Source organism: Sulfuritortus calidifontis, assembly GCF_003967275.1.
GTDB classification, from domain to species: Bacteria; Pseudomonadota; Gammaproteobacteria; order Burkholderiales; family Thiobacillaceae; genus Sulfuritortus; species Sulfuritortus calidifontis.
On the sequence record NZ_AP018721.1, the window covers coordinates 2,478,070 to 2,493,536 of the forward strand.

Annotated in this window: 17 protein-coding genes; 1 reads left to right on the forward strand and 16 read right to left on the reverse strand. The window is 67.0% G+C overall.

The window, feature by feature from the left end:
* Positions 1-2 precede the first annotated feature (2 nt).
* The 7 genes from EL388_RS12520 to EL388_RS12550 all read right to left on the reverse strand — a co-directional run bounded on the left by EL388_RS12520 (position 3) and on the right by EL388_RS12550 (position 5,658).
* Complete coding sequence (locus EL388_RS12520; protein WP_126463723.1) at positions 3-428, reverse strand: agglutinin biogenesis protein MshP; 426 nt, start codon at positions 426-428, stop codon at positions 3-5.
* Positions 418-1,269 (reverse strand): prepilin-type N-terminal cleavage/methylation domain-containing protein, encoded by an 852-nt coding sequence (locus EL388_RS12525; protein WP_165919145.1) that lies wholly within the window; start codon positions 1,267-1,269, stop codon positions 418-420. The genes EL388_RS12520 and EL388_RS12525 overlap by 11 nt, the downstream gene beginning before the upstream one ends.
* Positions 1,253-1,759 carry a type II secretion system protein gene (locus tag EL388_RS12530; RefSeq protein WP_126463725.1) on the reverse strand — a complete coding sequence of 169 codons (507 nt, stop codon included), beginning with the start codon at positions 1,757-1,759 and terminating at the stop codon, positions 1,253-1,255. The genes EL388_RS12525 and EL388_RS12530 overlap by 17 nt, the downstream gene beginning before the upstream one ends.
* Entirely contained in the window at positions 1,749-2,171 is a 423-nt protein-coding gene (locus EL388_RS12535; protein ID WP_165919144.1) for a GspH/FimT family pseudopilin, read from the reverse strand. Before EL388_RS12535 ends, EL388_RS12530 begins: the two co-directional genes overlap by 11 nt.
* Positions 2,168-2,617, reverse strand: coding sequence for a type II secretion system protein (locus EL388_RS14355; RefSeq protein WP_126463727.1), 450 nt, complete (start codon positions 2,615-2,617; stop codon positions 2,168-2,170). Before EL388_RS14355 ends, EL388_RS12535 begins: the two co-directional genes overlap by 4 nt.
* Positions 2,618-2,724: 107 nt before the next feature.
* Entirely contained in the window at positions 2,725-3,948 is a 1,224-nt protein-coding gene (locus EL388_RS12545; RefSeq protein WP_126463728.1) for a type II secretion system F family protein, read from the reverse strand.
* A gap of 6 nt (positions 3,949-3,954) precedes the next feature.
* Positions 3,955-5,658: a GspE/PulE family protein gene (locus EL388_RS12550; RefSeq protein WP_338057660.1), complete on the reverse strand. Its 1,704-nt coding sequence runs from the start codon at positions 5,656-5,658 to the stop codon at positions 3,955-3,957.
* A gap of 55 nt (positions 5,659-5,713) precedes the next feature.
* Between EL388_RS12550 and EL388_RS12555 the strand changes: the two genes are divergently transcribed.
* Positions 5,714-6,178 (forward strand): tRNA (cytidine(34)-2'-O)-methyltransferase, encoded by a 465-nt coding sequence (locus EL388_RS12555; RefSeq protein WP_126463729.1) that lies wholly within the window; start codon positions 5,714-5,716, stop codon positions 6,176-6,178.
* A 309-nt stretch (positions 6,179-6,487) separates the two neighbouring features.
* Here the strand turns inward: EL388_RS12555 and EL388_RS12560 are convergent, their stop codons facing one another.
* From EL388_RS12560 to EL388_RS12600, 9 genes are all read right to left on the reverse strand, one after another.
* Positions 6,488-7,477 carry an NAD(P)H-dependent glycerol-3-phosphate dehydrogenase gene (locus tag EL388_RS12560; RefSeq protein ID WP_126463730.1) on the reverse strand — a complete coding sequence of 330 codons (990 nt, stop codon included), beginning with the start codon at positions 7,475-7,477 and terminating at the stop codon, positions 6,488-6,490.
* 21 nt (positions 7,478-7,498) lie between these two features.
* Complete coding sequence (gene secB, locus EL388_RS12565) at positions 7,499-7,960, reverse strand: protein-export chaperone SecB (protein WP_126463731.1); 462 nt, start codon at positions 7,958-7,960, stop codon at positions 7,499-7,501.
* A 75-nt stretch (positions 7,961-8,035) separates the two neighbouring features.
* Positions 8,036-8,293 (reverse strand): glutaredoxin 3, encoded by a 258-nt coding sequence (gene grxC / locus EL388_RS12570; RefSeq protein WP_126463732.1) that lies wholly within the window; start codon positions 8,291-8,293, stop codon positions 8,036-8,038.
* A gap of 51 nt (positions 8,294-8,344) precedes the next feature.
* Complete coding sequence (locus EL388_RS12575) at positions 8,345-8,755, reverse strand: rhodanese-like domain-containing protein (RefSeq protein ID WP_126463733.1); 411 nt, start codon at positions 8,753-8,755, stop codon at positions 8,345-8,347.
* Positions 8,756-8,770: 15 nt separating this feature from the next.
* On the reverse strand, positions 8,771-8,995 hold the full coding sequence (locus EL388_RS12580; protein WP_126463734.1) for a YgaP family membrane protein: 225 nt from the start codon (positions 8,993-8,995) through the stop codon (positions 8,771-8,773).
* Positions 8,996-9,081: 86 nt separating this feature from the next.
* Positions 9,082-12,366: an efflux RND transporter permease subunit gene (locus EL388_RS12585; RefSeq protein ID WP_126463735.1), complete on the reverse strand. Its 3,285-nt coding sequence runs from the start codon at positions 12,364-12,366 to the stop codon at positions 9,082-9,084.
* A 15-nt stretch (positions 12,367-12,381) separates the two neighbouring features.
* On the reverse strand, positions 12,382-13,401 hold the full coding sequence (locus EL388_RS12590) for an efflux RND transporter periplasmic adaptor subunit (RefSeq protein ID WP_165919143.1): 1,020 nt from the start codon (positions 13,399-13,401) through the stop codon (positions 12,382-12,384).
* A 14-nt stretch (positions 13,402-13,415) separates the two neighbouring features.
* Positions 13,416-14,747 carry a TolC family protein gene (locus EL388_RS12595; protein WP_126463737.1) on the reverse strand — a complete coding sequence of 444 codons (1,332 nt, stop codon included), beginning with the start codon at positions 14,745-14,747 and terminating at the stop codon, positions 13,416-13,418.
* Between the two features lie 401 nt (positions 14,748-15,148).
* Positions 15,149-15,463: an ArsR/SmtB family transcription factor gene (locus EL388_RS12600; RefSeq protein WP_126463738.1), complete on the reverse strand. Its 315-nt coding sequence runs from the start codon at positions 15,461-15,463 to the stop codon at positions 15,149-15,151.
* Positions 15,464-15,467 lie beyond the last annotated feature (4 nt).

Genomic DNA, 15,467 nt, shown 5'->3' on the forward strand with positions numbered 1-15,467 from the left:
GCTCAGTTTTCCACCATGGCGCCGACCTGGCGCTCGACGTATTCGGCCGAAACCGAGGCCCCGTTCGGGCAGCGCGGGCTGGCGGCCGCCGGATCGTTGCAGGCCACGCTGGTGATCTGGAAGAGGCGGACCGGCTGCCCGCCCTCGTTGGCGTTGGTTTGGCTGCAGCTCACCGTGGCGACGAAGCGGTTGAGCTCCCCGGCAAGGGCGATGTCCTGGGTGACGCACAGGCCGAGCACGGCCGCCTGGTAGATGCCGGCCTCGGCCCCGGCCTGGGCCGCCCAATAGGCGCGTTCGCCTTCCAGTTCCAGATTGTTCATCGCCAGATTGATCCGCGTGACATTTGTCAAATAGGCCGCCAGCGCACCCAGCACCACCAGCAGAAAGATGGCCGCCGGCAGCACGAAACCGGTTTGCTTACGGCTCATTGCTCACCACCACTTCGCGATACAGACTGACCGACTCGCCTTCGTCCGTCAGCTCCAGCCACAAGGTCAGTTGGCCCAGCGTCTCCGAGGCCCCCGGCACATAGGCGAAGCGGCAGCGGCTCACCTTGCTGGCCAACAGATTGTTGTTGCCGGCGGTGCTCAGGGGCGGGCTGGCCTGGTCGGCCGGCTGGGCCGCGCCGATGCCATAGCCGGCATAACGCCGCAGCTCGCCGGTGGCCGGATTGCAGGCATAGGTGACGGGACTGCGCACGACATGGAAGCGGCGGGCGGGCGATTCCATGGGGAAGGGCGCCCCGCCCGGTGCCGCGGCGAAATCGATCCGGCTCACCGTGCCGAGCGTGCCAGTGTAGGCGCGGCGATTGCCGCCCTGGTAGGCGTCGGTGTCGGCATCGAGCGCCAGGTTGTAGATGACGATTTCCGCGCCGGCCGCCATGCTGATCGGCGGGCCGAGCAGGTCGAAGCGGGTGTCGGTGCTGACCCCCCGGGTGGCGAAATCGAGCGGGTCGTCGCCGGCCGCGCCGATCTGCTCCCGATAACGCCCGCCGCCGTCGAGCAGGAGAAATTCCAGATAAAACACGCCGCCGTTCTGCCGCACCCGCACGCTGTTGGGCAGGGCCAGGCGCACATCGCGCGCCATGCGCATGAGCGCGGTGTTGGCGATATCGACCAGCACCGCGCGCCGGCTCGAGTCGAGATAGCCGCGCACCGGGTTGACGATGAACAGCGCGATCATGCCGGCCAGGAGGCCGACGATGACCATGACCACGATCAGCTCGATCAGGCTGAAGCCGCCGGCACGCCGCCTAAGGGTAGCTGGCACGATAACCCTCCAGCACCGTGGACTCGCCGACCGGATCGGTCACGGTGACGGTGATGCGCAGACCGGCGGAAATGGGCACCGGCCCGAAGGCGGCCGAAACCACCGCGACGTTCAGTTGGTAGTTCTCCAGCCCGGAGATCGGCACGTTGGTCAGATCGGCGATGCCGGCCAGGGAAAAGCCGCTGTAATCGACCACATCGTCGAACAGCCAGCGGTTGGCCGGGGTGCAGGGCCCGGTAAAACCGCCGGGCGGATTGCTCGCCGCCTTGTAGCTGATCTCTTCCATCAGGGCCTGGGCGATGGCGAGCGACTGGCGCCGCAGGAGGGGATCGGCATTGGCCCGGGCGGTGACGCCATAGATCTGGAGCACGGCCGCCACCGCGATGCCGACGATGACGATGAACAGGATCAGTTCGACCAGGCTGACACCGGACTGCTTGGCGCAGGCGGGCGGTTGCCGGCGGATCAGGGAAGCGCGCTCATTGGACATAGCCCGTTTCCGCATGGACGGTGAGCGACCGGACCAGGCCATCCTGCTCGGTGAAGGTGAACACGGCGGCGGTGCTCGGGCGCCCGAGCGCATCGAAACTCAGGCTGGACACCGTGGCCGCCAGGCTGACGCCACCGGGTGCCGCGATCTGGTAGGGGGCCTCGCCGGCGGGACCGGGCGCCCCCTGCAGGCTCAGGCCGTTACCGATGAGCTGGACGGCGACCGCCCCATGCCGGGCGATGGCCTGCTTCTGGGCATAGCGCAAAAAATTCGCCGCCTCGTCGTAAAAGCCGCGGGCGGCGAAGGTTTCGGTGCTGGTGAAGCGGGACAGCCCGACCGCGGCCAGTATCCCCAGGAGGGCGAGGACACCGACCAGTTCGATCAGGCTGTAGCCCGATTCACGACCGGTCACAAGCAGTTGTCAGCGGAGCCGTTGTAGGTGATGGTCGGCGGGGTGCCCTCGGTATACGTAATCTGGCAATTTGCAGGATTCTGCGCGCCATTGATCTGGATGATCATTTGAGTGCCACCCGACAAAGTGGTCGTTACATCGTCGGTGGCAGCATTGATGTTTGCGGCAGCGAGGATGCCACCGGAAGCCGCAGGATAACCGCTGACCATGGCCACGTTTGTATCTTCCATCGTGATATTGCCGTTAACGATGTTGCGCGCCAGCGCCTGGGCATGGGCGATGTTCGAGGCAGAGCGCACCGACCCCAGAATGGCCTGGCCTTTAGCGTGTCGAGCATCGCCTTGCAAATTGGCGAAGCGCGGCAGGGCCGCGGCGGCCAGGATGCCGATGATGACGATGACCATGATCAGTTCGACCAGGGTGAAACCGGATTGCTGGGTACGCATGTTCTGACTCCTTCCAGAAGTGGTGTTGGCTACCGCCAGGCTGCTGCAAGCAGTTGTAAGTATATCTACGTAATCGGCGAAAAAACGAGAAAACTTTAGGGGGAAGCTCAGCGCCTGAGCATGGTTTTGCCCAAATCCCACAGCGGCAGGAAGACACCCAGGGCGACGATGAGCACCAGGATGCCCATGACCACGATCAGGATGGGCTCGATCTGGTCGGACAGGGCCTTCACCTCGTACTCGACATCGCGTTGGTACATGTCGCCGACCTCGTTCAGAAGACGCTCGATGTCGCCGGTCTCCTCGCCCACCGCCAGCATCTGCAGCACCACCGGGGTGAAGACGCCAGCGGCGGCGGCCACCCGGGTCAGGCTCTCGCCCCGTTCGACGCCGTCGCGCATCTGCTCGATGCGGCTGGCGAGATAAACGTTGTCGACCACCCGGGCGACGCTGGTCAGGTTCTGGGTGATGGGCAGGCCGCTGGCATGGCCCACGGCCAGGCTCTTGGCGAAACGGGCGAGCGCCGCCTTGTGCACGATCTTGCCGGCGATGGGCAATTTGAGCAGGAGGCGGCTCCAGTGATAGGCCCCGGCCGGGGTGCCGACCCAGAGCCGGAAACCGATGACGATCAGTACCAGCAGACCCAACAGCAGCGGCCACCAGTGGACCATCCAGTCGGAAGTACCGATCAGGATGCGGGTGAGCAGCGGCAATTCGACCTTGGCCTGGGCATAGACCTTGGCGAAGGCCGGAATGACCACGACGTTGATCACCACGATGGCGGCCAGGATGGCGACGACGACGAAGGCCGGATAGCGCAGGGCCCCCTTCACCCGCTCGCGCATGTCGATCTCGAACTCGTAGTGGTGATAGAGACGGAGGAAGACCTCCTCCAGCCGGCCGGTGGTCTCCCCCACCCGCACCATGTTGACGAAGAAATCCGGGAAGACATTGGGGTAGCGGCGCAGACTGACCGACAGCTCGCGGCCGGCCGCCAGGCCTTCCCTGATGCCGTTGAGCACATTGCGCAGGGCCGGCTTCACCGCGGAATCGGCCAGCGAGGTGAGCGCCCGCAGAATCGGCACCCCGGCCTTGAGCAGGCTGTTCATCTGACGCACGAACAACATCAGATCGAGGTCGCTCACCCTGTCGCCGAGCAGCTTGGGCAGGCTGAGCTTGAATTCGCCCGTCGCCTTGGCCGGCCTCACCTCGACCGGGATCAGACCTGAGCGCGCAAGCTCGTCGGCCACCGCCTCGGGGCTTGTCCCTTCCTGCCGGCCGGTCAGCAGCTCGCCCCGGCTGTTGCGCGCCTTGTAGGCGAAGGCCGGCATGCCGGGTCAATCCTCGGACTGGTGGGCGGCGCGCATGGCCTCGGCCACGCTGGTGACCCCCTCGACCGCCAGGCGTACGGCTTCGTCGTGCAAGGTGCGGCCAGCCAGCTTGCGTTTGGCCGCCTCATAGAACAATTTGGTGTTGCCGGAATTGAGCAGGCCGGCCAGGGTGGCGTCGATCTCGAGGAGCTCGAACACGCCCTGACGGCCCTTGTAGCCGGTGAAGTTGCAATGCGGGCAGCCGCGACCGCGCTTGAACCCCTCCGCGCTCAAGCCCTTGTCCAGTTCGGGCTTGAGCCAGATCCGTTCGGTCGGCGTGAGCGGCATCACCTCGGCGCACATGGGGCAAAGCTTGCGCACCAGACGCTGGGCCATGATGCCGATCAACGAGCTGGCCAAGAGATAAGGCGGCGCCCCCATGTCCATCAGCCGGGCGGCGGCCGAGGCGGCGTCGTTGGTATGCAGGGTGGACAGCACCAGGTGGCCGGTCAGCGCCGCGCGCAGGGCGATCAGCGCGGTCTCCTGGTCGCGCATCTCGCCGACCAGGATGACGTCCGGGTCTTGCCGCAGGAAGGCGCGCAGGGCGCGGGCGAAAGTGAGGTCGATCTTCTCGGCCACCTGCACCTGGTTGATGCCGGGCAGGCGGTATTCGACCGGGTCCTCGACGGTGAGGATCTTCACCTCGGGGCTGTTCAGCTCGGACAGGGCGCCGTAGAGCGTGGTGGTCTTGCCGCTGCCGGTCGGGCCGGTGACCAGGACCAGGCCATTGGGCCGGTGGATCAGGCGCTGGAAGCGCTCCAGGGTCTCGGCCGGAATGCCCGTGTTCTCCAAAGTCACCTCGCCGCCGCCGGCGAGCAGGCGCATCACCGCCGACTCGCCATACTGGACGGGGATGACCGAGAGGCGCACGTCGATCTGCTTCTGCTGCACACGGACCACGAAACGGCCGTCCTGCGGCAGGCGCTTTTCCGCGATGTCCATCTCGCCCATGAGCTTCAGGCGCTGGATCAGGGCCGGGCCGATGCGGCGGTCGGCCTCGGTCGAGACATGGAGCACACCGTCGATCCGGACCCGGATCTGCAGCCGGATGTCGGTAGGCTCGATGTGGATGTCGGAGGCGCCGACCTGCAAGGCATCCTCGAAGATGCTTTGCAGCAGCCGCACGACGGGGGCATCCTCGGCCGCCCCGGTGCTGGCGAGCTGGCTGATGTCGATCGCCTCGCTGCCCAGCTCCTCGGACAGGCTGCGCGCCAACTCGCTGATCTCGTCGGTCCGGCGGTAGACGCCGTCGATGAACTGGCCGAGCGCGCTCTCGGTCACCACCGCCAGCTCGACCGTTTTCTTGAGCACCCGGACGATCTCGTCGTAAGCGAAGATGTCGGTGGGATCGGCCATGGCCACCAGCACGCCGCTGTCGCGGTTCTCCAGCACCACGGCGCGGAAGCGGCGGGCGGTCTGCTCGGGCAGCAGGCGGACGATGTCGGGCTTGACCTGGATGCGGCGCAGATCGACGAAGGGGATGTTCATCTGGCGGGCGATCGCCATCGAGATCTGCTCCTCGCTGGCGTAACCGTTCTCGACCAGGACTCGGCCCAGTTTGCGCCCGCTCTGGCGCTGGCGGTCGAGCGCGTCGGCAAGCTGGGCCTGCGAGATCACCTTCTGCGCCACCAGCACATCACCGAGTCGGATCTTCTCCGGCCGTGCCATCATTCCCCTTTCATGCCAATCTTCGTAACTTATCGGCTCAGCGCCGCAAGCTCAAGCGATGTTCGACATTTTGCTGTTCCAACCCGAGATTCCACCCAACACCGGCAACATCATCCGCCTGGCCGCCAACACCGGCTGCCGGCTGCACCTGATCGAACCCCTGGGCTTCGCCCTGGAAGACAAGCAGTTGCGGCGGGCAGGCCTCGACTATCACGAATACGCCGACCTGCGATTGCACAAGGACTGGGCCGCGGCGCGGGCCCATTTCGCCGGCAGGCGCCTGTTCGCCTTCAGCACCCGCGGGCAAACGCTTTACACCGAGGTCGCGTATCAGCCGGGCGACGTGCTGCTGTTCGGGCCGGAGACCCGCGGCCTGCCATCGGAGGTGTTGGCAAAGATCGCCGAAGAAAACCGCATCCGCCTGCCGATGCGGCCGGGCCAGCGCAGCCTCAACCTGTCCAACGCGGTGGCGGTGACGGTGTTCGAGGCCTGGCGCCGGAATGGCTTTGTCGGCGGCGGTTAAGGCAGCGCCGCGCAGCGGCACCGCGTCCCCCTCTCCCCTGCGGGGAGAGGGCAGGGGTGAGGGGGCAAACGCGCCGCACGATAAATACGGGCAGGGTGTCATGCCCTCTGCGGGGCGCGGGCTGCCAGGGGGGTAACAGGCCGTTGAAAAACGTAGCGAGGATGGCCAGATGCAAGGCGCACGGAGCGCAGCGACCGAGAAAACGAACGAAGTGAGTTTCGGCGTAGCCACATATCAAATAGATAGGCGAGGGAGCGAGCACCGCGCAACGCCGCAGATGGCCCACCGCAGTAGTTTTTCAACGGCCTGTTAAACCCCCTCGTCCTTTTGTTCGCGGTTGAGCAGGGCCGCCACCGCCTCCTTCGGCGTCAGCTCGGAATCGAGCAGACGGCGCACGGCATCGGCGATGGGCATCTCGATGCTCAGCTCGCCGGCCAGGCGGCAGGCCTCGCGGGCGGTGGTCACGCCCTCGGCGATATGGCCCAGCTCGCGCAGGATGCCCTCCAGGCTCTGGCCCTGGGCCAGGCGCAGGCCGACTTGGCGGTTGCGCGAGAGGTCGCCGGTGCAGGTGAGGATGAGATCGCCCAGGCCGGACAGGCCCATGAAGGTCTCCATCCGGCCGCCCAGTTTGAGGCCGAGCCGGGTCATCTCGGCCAGGCCGCGGGTGACCAGGGCGGCGCGGGCGTTGTGGCCGAAGCCGAGGCCGTCGCTGACCCCGGCGGCGATGGCGATCACGTTCTTCAGGGCCCCGCCGATCTCGACCCCGATCACGTCGCTGCTGGAATAGAGGCGCAGGGCCGGGGCGTGCAGGTCCTGGGCCGCCCGGCGGGCGAAGGCCTCGTCGGCAGCGGCCAGGGTCAGGGCCGCCGGCTGGCCGGCCGCCACCTCCTGGGCGAAACTGGGGCCGGACAGCACGCCGGCCGGGCCGCGCCCGGCCCAGGCCTCGGCCAGCACCGCATGCGGCAGCTTCATGCTGCCCGCCTCGAAGCCCTTGCACAGCCAGACCAGCGGCAGCCGGCAACGGAGCTCGGCCAATTGCTGGAGCAAGCCGCGAAAACCCGCGCTCGGCACGGCGGCCACGAGGTAATCGACACCGCGCACCGCCTCGGCAAGATCGCTGGCGAGGCCGAGCGCTTCGGGCAACGCGACATTCGGCAGATAGCGCTCATTGCACCGGCTCGCCCGCATCGCGGCCAGATGTTCGGGGTTGCGTGCCCAGAGCGTCACCTGGGCCGAGCCGGCCCAGCGCACCGCCAGCCCGGTGCCCCAGGCACCCGCCCCCAAGACGGCGATCTTCACCGCGGCTCCGCTATCCGTCGATCAGTTGACCTGCGCCGAGGCCTGGGCCTGCTTCTGCTGCAGGTAGAGGGCCTCGAAGTTGACCGGCTGCAGGTGGATGGGCGGGAAGCCGGCGCGCACGGTGGCGTCGGCCACCGCCTCGCGGGCGTAGGGGAACAGGATGTTCGGGCAGGCGATGGCCAGGGTCGGCTCCAAGGCCTCCTGCGGCACGTCCTGGATGCGGAAGATGCCGGCCTGGCGCACCTCGACCAGGAAATACACCTTGTCCTCGGCCTTGGCGGTGACGGTCACCGTCAGCCGGCACTCGTAGATGCCGGTCTCCAGGGCGTCGATCTGGGTGGCGATCTCCATGTTGATCTGGGGCGCGCCCTGCTCCAGAAAGACCTGGGGCGCGTTGGGCACCTCGATCGACAGGTCCTTGACGTAGATCTTCTCGATGCTGAAAACCGGGGCGGCGGCCTGGCCTTGTTCGTTGTCGCTCATGATGGTCCTGGAATGAAAAGAAGCGGCCCATTATAGCCGCTTGGTCATGACAGCCCGACCGTCGGCCGGCCAGTTTCAGGCAGCGAGCAGGGGGTCCAGGCCGCCCTCGGCATCGAGCGCCGACAGATCGTCGAAGCCGCCGATATGGCGCTCGCCGATGAAGACCTGGGGCACCGTGCGCCGGCCGGTGATGCGCATCATCTCTTCCCGTTGCTGGGGGTCGAGATCGACCCGGATCTTCTCGATCTCGGTCACGCCCTTTTTGTTCAAAAGCTTTTCGGCCATGACGCAGTAGGGGCAGACGCCGGTGCAATACATTTTCACGTGGGGCATAACGGTTCTCTTCTCTTCAGATGGGGAGCGCGGGACGGGCAGCGTCCCTGCCTACTTCCTCTCCTTGGGCAGGCCGGCCCGTTCCCAGGCCATCATGCCACCGTCGAGGTTGTGCACGTTCTGGAAGCCGGCGCGGCGCAGGGTGCCGCAGGCCATGCCAGAGCGGCTGCCGCTGCGGCAGACCGCGACCACCGGCTTGTCCTTGTACTTCTCCAGCTCGTCCAGCCGCTTGGCCAGGGCACCCAGCGGGATGTGCTTGGCCTTGGCGATGTGACCGTCGAAGAATTCGGACTGCTCGCGCACGTCGAGCACCAGGGCCTCGTCGTGGTTCATCAGCAGCACCGCCTCTTGCGGGCCGATCTGCTTGACCCCGCTGAAACGGCGGAAGCTCGGCATCACCAGCATGAAGCCGGACATCACGGCCAGCAGCACCGTCCAGATATTCTGTTGAATGAATTCCATGACTGGCGGGCGTCCTCAGGAACAGCAGGAGCCGGTTTCCTTGAAGCCCAGCTTCTTGAGCAGGGCCGCCGGCGGGCATAGCCCGGTGAAGCCGGACTGGAACAGATTGAGGCCGACGAAGGCGGTCAGCCAGAGCCAGGAGACCTGGGTCAGGTCGACCTGGCCGAGGAAATGGGCCAGGGCCAGGGACAGCAGGGTCATGAAGCCGGCCATGCTGCGGATGATGCGTTCGATGGTCATCGGAACACTCCTATTAACGGGTTCAAGAACGGGATTTTACATGGGGGCGGCCCGGCCGGTCTGCAACCCCGGCCGGGCTGCTCGGCTCAGGCCGGTACCCGCCGCTGCCAGAGCAGATAGAACAGCGGGATCACGATCAGGGTCAGGGCGGTCGAGGCGAAGGTGCCGAAGATCAGCGACACCGCCAGACCGCCGAACACCGGGTCGGTGATCATGATCGCCGAGCCGGCGATGATGGCCAGGGCCGTGAGCAGAATGGGCCTGAAGCGCACCGCGCCCGCCTCCATCACCGCCTCGTCCAGGTCGTACCCCTTGGCGCGGTAGTCGAGGATGAAGTCGATCAGGAGCAGCGAGTTGCGCACCACGATGCCGGCCAGGGCGATGGCGCCGATCATGGAGGTGGCGGTGAAGGCCTGGCCGGTCGCCCAGTGGCCGGGGAAGACGCCGATCAGGGTGAGCGGGATGGCGCCCATCACGATCAGCGGCAGCATGAACGACTTGTAATAGGCGGTCAGGGTCAGATAGATCAGGATCAGGGCGACGATGAAGGCCGAACCCAGGTCGCGGAAGACATCCAGGGTCAGCCGCATCTCGCCGCCCCAGAGCAGGGTGTAGTCCTTGACGTCGCGCGGTTCGGCCTCGACGAAGCCCATGTTGCCGGTGGCGAAGGCGACGCCGGTCTTCAGCCGGACCTCGTCCAGCATCTGGTCCAGGGCGAGCACGGCATAGACCGGGCTCGAGGTCAGCATCTCGCCGCCCACGGTCACCATGGAGTGCTGGTCGCGGCCGTAGATCGGCTTGGCCTGCACCACGCGGGTCACCGTCGCCAGCTCGCCCAGCGGAATCTGCACGCCCTGGGGATTGCTCACCCTGAGCGCCATCAGGGCTTCCGGCGTGGTGCGCAGCGCGCGCGGCAGGCGCACCTTGATCTCGATCGGCTCGCGGGCGCCGTCTTCGTGCAGGGTGCCGATGGCGAAACCGGAGACATAGTCGCGCAAGAGCTTGGCCACCTGGCCCGGCGCCACCCCGGCCAGCATGGCCCGCTCGGCATCGACCTTGACCTCATAGCTGTCGACGTCGGCGGTGACCGAGTCGTCGACGTTGATCAGGCCGTAGATCTGGCCGAAGGCGGCCGACACTTCCGTCGCGGCGGCGCGCAGCTTGTCGTAATCCGGGCCATAGAGTTCGGCCAGGATCTGCGAGGGCACCGGCGGCCCCGGCGGGGTCTCGTAGATCTTCAGCTTGGCCTGGGGATAAGCCTGGCGCACCGGCTTCAGGGCCTTGTCGATCTGGGCCGCGATGTCATGCGAGGAAGCCCAACGGTCATGCTTGTCGACCAGATTGACCCGGATCTGGGCCAGATTCTCGCCGCGCTTGACCATGTCGCCGCGAACCAGGGCAGCGAAGTCGATCGGCGCCGGCTGGCCGAGGAAGGCTTGAAAGTCGACGATGTGGGGATTGGGCGCGATCGCCTCGCCCACGGCGCGCACCACCCGGTCGGTGCCGGCCAGGGCGGTGCCGGCCGGCATGTCGATCTGCAAGAGCAGGGTGTTGGTGTTGTCGTTGGGCAGCATCTTGAGCTCGACGCCGAATAGCGACAGCGGCCCGTTCATGCCGGCGGGGCGGACGAACTGCCAGGCCGGCATGACCATGGCCGCGCCCAGCATGGCCAGGACGATGCCGAAGAAGGCGTTGCGCCGGCGGGCATCGTCCATGAACGGCCGCAGCACCGCCAGATAGGCCCGGCGCAAGGGGTCGTTGGGTTCGCTGTCCTTTTCCTCCATGCAAGGCCGGTCGGCCATTTCGCGCATAGCCTTGCCCTTGAGCCAGAGATTGGCCGCCCAGGGCACCACGGCATAGGCGATGAACAGCGAGGCGAGCATGGCCACCGGCACGTTGATCGGGATCGGCCGCATGAACGGGCCCATCATGCCGGTGACGAAGGCCATGGGGATGAAAGCCAGCATCACGGTCAGGGTGGCCACGTTGGTCGGATTGCCGATCTCGTTGGTCGCCAGGAGCAGTGTGCGTCCGAATTCCTCGGCCTTGGCCTTGCCATGATGCAGATGGCGGTGGATGTTCTCGATCACCACGATGGAGTCGTCGACCAGGAGGCCCAGGGCCAGAATGAGGGCGAACAGGGTGATGCGGTTGATGGTCTGGCCGGTGAAGTAACCCACGGCCAGCACGATGAACAGGATCAGCGGGATGGTCATGGTGACGATACCCGCCTCGCGCCAGCCGAGGAACCACCACATCAAAAGCACCACGCTGACGATGGCGATGCCCAGGTGCTCGACCAGCAGGTTGACCGCGGCGTTGGCCCGCTCGCCGTCGTCGCGGGTGACGGTGATCTCGATGCCCTGCGGCACCGCCTGGCGCTTGAGCGCCTCCAGCTTGTCGAGCACGGCGCGCGAGACCACCACCGCATTCTCGCCCGCTCGCTTGGCGATGGCGATGGTTACCGCAGGCGTTGGACTCTTCGACTTGCCCGCCGCGCCGGCACCGAAGGCGATCCAGGAGGCCTCTTCCGCCTCGGCCCCGCCGTCCTCGATCCGCGCCACGTCCTTGAGGTAGACCGGCCGACCGTGGGCGACGCCGATCACGATATCGCCCACCTCGCGGGCCGAGCCGAGGAAACCGTCCAGGCGCAGGGGACGGCTCAGGTTGTCCCTGACCACCTGGCCGAGCGGCGCCGAGACATTGGCCCCGCGCAGCATGCGATCGACCTGCTCCAGGCTGAGCTGGGCCGCGGCCAGCCGGGCCGGGTCGATCCAGACATTGATGGCGCGGGTGCGGCCGCCGATGACCTGGGTGAAGGAGACGCCGGGCACATTGCGCAGATGTTCCAGCAGGCGCGCCGCCACCTCGCGCACCTCGTGGTCGTCGTGCGTGCGCGAGCTCAGGGTGAGGGTGAGGATGGGCACGTCGTCGACGTTGATCGGCCGCACCACCGGCTCCATCGCGCCCGGCGGGATCTTGTCCCAGTTCTGCACCAGCTGGTTGTAGAGCTTGACCAGGCTGATCTCCTGGTCCTGGCCGACCTTGAACTGCACCGTGACCACGCCGACGTCGTTGGCGGCATAGCCATAGGTGTGGTCGACGCCGGACTGGGCATGCATGATCGCCTCGAGCGGGCGGACGATCAGGTTGTGGATCTCCTCGGGCGAGGCGCCCGGCTTGGCCACCATGATGTTGGCCGCCGGCACCACGATCTGCGGGTTGTATTCGCGCGGCGTCAGATACAAGGCCAGGGCCCCGGTCAGGAACAGGGCCAGGATCATCAGCGGCGTGATCTTGGAGGTGAGAAAGGCCCCGGCCAGCTTGCCGGCGATGTTCATGTCACTGCGTCGGCGGCGGGGTTCATCCATTGTTCAGTCCTCGCCTCAGCCCTGCACGCGGTCGCCGGATTCCAGCTTGTCCGCGCCGTTGACGACGATGCGCTCGCCGGCCGACAGACCGGCCTGGATCTCGACCTGGCCGTTGTGCTCGGCCCCGGTGCGCACCATGCGGAAATGGGCCATGCCCTGGGCATCGACCACGAACAGGCCGACGATGCCGGCGCGCTCGACCAGGGCGTTCTTCGGCACCAGCAGGCCGTCGCGCTCGCCCATCTTGAACAGGGCCCGGGCGAACAGGCCGCTCTTGAGGCCCGGCGCGGCGATGTCGAGCTTGACCAGGAAGGTGCGGGAGACGGGGTCGGCCGCCGGCGAGATGCGCGCGACCCGGGCCTCGACCACGCCGCTCATGCCATCGACCTCGACCGGCACGACATCGCCCGGCTTGATCTGGCGCAGGACCTCCTCCCCGACCTGGGTCTGCACCTGCAGGCGGGCGGGGTTCTCCACCACCACCACCGGCTGGCCCGGGCTCGCCAGGCTGCCGGCATTGCCCAGCTTCTGGGTGACCACGCCGGCGATGGGCGAGACGACCACGGCGTAGCGCAGCTGGTTGTTGGCGCTGTCGGCCGCGGCGCGCGCCTGGTCGTAGGCCAGCTTCATCTTCTCGTACTGCTGGCGGCTGACCGCCTCGTCCTTGTACAGGTTGGCGAAGCGATCGAAATTGGCCTTGGCGTCGGCCAAGGCGGCATTGGCCTGGTCGGCCTGGCTCCTGGCGTCGGTGGCGTCGATGGTGAACAGGCGCTGGCCGGCCTTGACCGCCTGGCCCTCGACCACGTCGATGGCCCGGATGTAGCCCATGATGCGCGAGGCCACCGGCACCGATTCCAGCGCGACCAGGGTCGCCGGCGCCGGATATTGCTCGGCCACCCGGCTTGCCCGGACCACGCCGATCTCGGCCTTCACCGTCTTGCCGGGGGCGGCCTGGCCAGGCTGCTCGCCTCCGCCGCAACCGACCAGGCTGCCGAACAACAAAGCGGCCAGCAGGCCACCCTGCCATTTGTTCATCGTTGTCGCTTTCATCATGGCTCCACGCTCAAAACGCCCACCGCCCGCCGCAACTCGGTGCGGGCCGCCACCAGGTCATGGCGGGCCGCCACCAGGTCGGCCCGGGCGCGATCCAGCTGGGCCTGGCCGGCGAGCAATTCCACCAGATTGATGATGCCGTTCTCATAACGCTTCTTCATCAGCCGCTGGGCCTCCTCGGCCTGGGCCACGGCCGCCTCGCGCGCGGCGATGCGCGCCTCGGCCTCCAGGGCCAGGCGCCGGGCCTCGGCCACCTGCAAGGCCACTCCTTCCTCGGCCTGGCGCAGGCGGGCGGCGGCCTCGAGCTCGGCCGCCCGGGCCTGGTCGACCGCGGCGCCGGTCACCCCGGCATCGAACAGGCGCCAGGACAGGACGCCGGCAACGGTATAGGACGAGGCATCAAAACCCGCAGTCTTGTCGTTCCACTCCTGGCGACCCATCAGGCTCAGCTGTGGCCGACCGCCGGCGCGCGCCGCCGCGATCCGTGCCCGGGCGGCATCGCGCTCGTGGCGCAGGGCATTGAGATCAGGATGCTCGGCCCGGGCCTGATCGCGCAGGGCCGCCTCTTCACCGGCCAACCCGGCGGGCATGGTCTCGGCGCCCACCTCGATCGGCTCGGCCAGCGGACGGCCGATCAGGGTCTTCAGCCGGTCGAGGGCGCCCGATTCCAGGCGCAGCCCCTCGGCCAGCTTGAGCTTGGCCTCTTCCAGGTTGACCCGGGCCGAGAGCAGATCGCTCTTGATCGCGATGCCCTCGGCATGCAGGCGCTCGGTCGCCCGCAGGGCCTCCTCGGCCGCCTGTTTGGATTGTTGCGCCACCTTGATATAGGCACGGGCGGTGTGCACCCCCTGGTAGGCCAGGGTGACTTGCTGGATGACCTGCTGGCGGGTCGAGGCATCACCCAGCCGGGCGGCCTGGGAGCGGGCCTGGGCCTGGTCGATCTGACTGCTGAGCAGGCCGCCGGTATAGAGCGGCACCTGCACCTCGAGCCGGGTATTGAAATTGTCGACGTCGCCGGGGTGATTCATCGCGGCCGGCTGGAAATCCGCCGCGCTGACCGCGCGCTGGCCAAGCTTGGCGCCGAAGGCGGATAGGGGATCGTTGGTGCGCGAGGCGCTCATGGCCAAGCCCAGATTGGGCCAGCGGGCGGCCTCGGCCTGGCGCAGGGCGGCCTCGGCCTGGCCGACCCGGGCCTGGCTGACGGCCAGGCTGGCATTCTGGTTGAGTGCGGCCTCGATGGCCTGGCTGAGGCTGAGCGCTTCGGCCCGGGCCGCTTGCCAACCCAGGGCCGTCACGGCCAGGGCGATCAGGGTAAACGGTCTGGTCATAGCCACCTTGTTCTTTTAACGCACGAGGCGCGAATACGCCCGCAAACCTTCTTCAGTATTGCCGATTCAGGACAGGGTGCAACGGCGCAGCGGGTCTTAGAGCCTGTCTCATAAAATCCTATGGGCGCGATGGCGGCGATTTTGACGCAGGCCGCGAAGCGCAACGCGCGGTTTGGTCGTTCCAAACAAGCGGGGCGCGACAAAGGCCTGTGGCAAAATCGCCCCATCCCGAAGGGTTGCCGTCAGAAACGGCGTCTGCCGCGTTGCGGCGCTTGGCAATGGAACGACCATTGCCCGCGCACCACGCCTTGCATCCATCCGTTTCTGACGGCAACGCGCTCCACAGGATTTTATGAGACAGGCTCTTAGCCTAACGGCTCCGGGGAAGAAACGCCAGCGACTCAGCGCGCGAAGGCGCAGAAGACGTCGCGCATCATGCTGATGAGTTGCAGGGTGCGGGTATCGCCGACGCGGTAGTAGACGCGATTGGCGTCCTTGCGGGTGCGCAGGACACCCTTGTCGCGCAGGATGGCCAGATGCTGGGAGATGTTGCTTTGGGAGGTGCCTACGCTGTCGACGATTTCCTGCACGCTGACCTCGCGGTCACCCAAAACGCAAAGAATCTTCAGGCGCAAGGGGTGGGACATGGCCTTCAGGGCACGGGAGGCTTGCTCGATATGCTCGTCTTTCTGAATCAATTCGCTCGCTTCGCTCATGGCT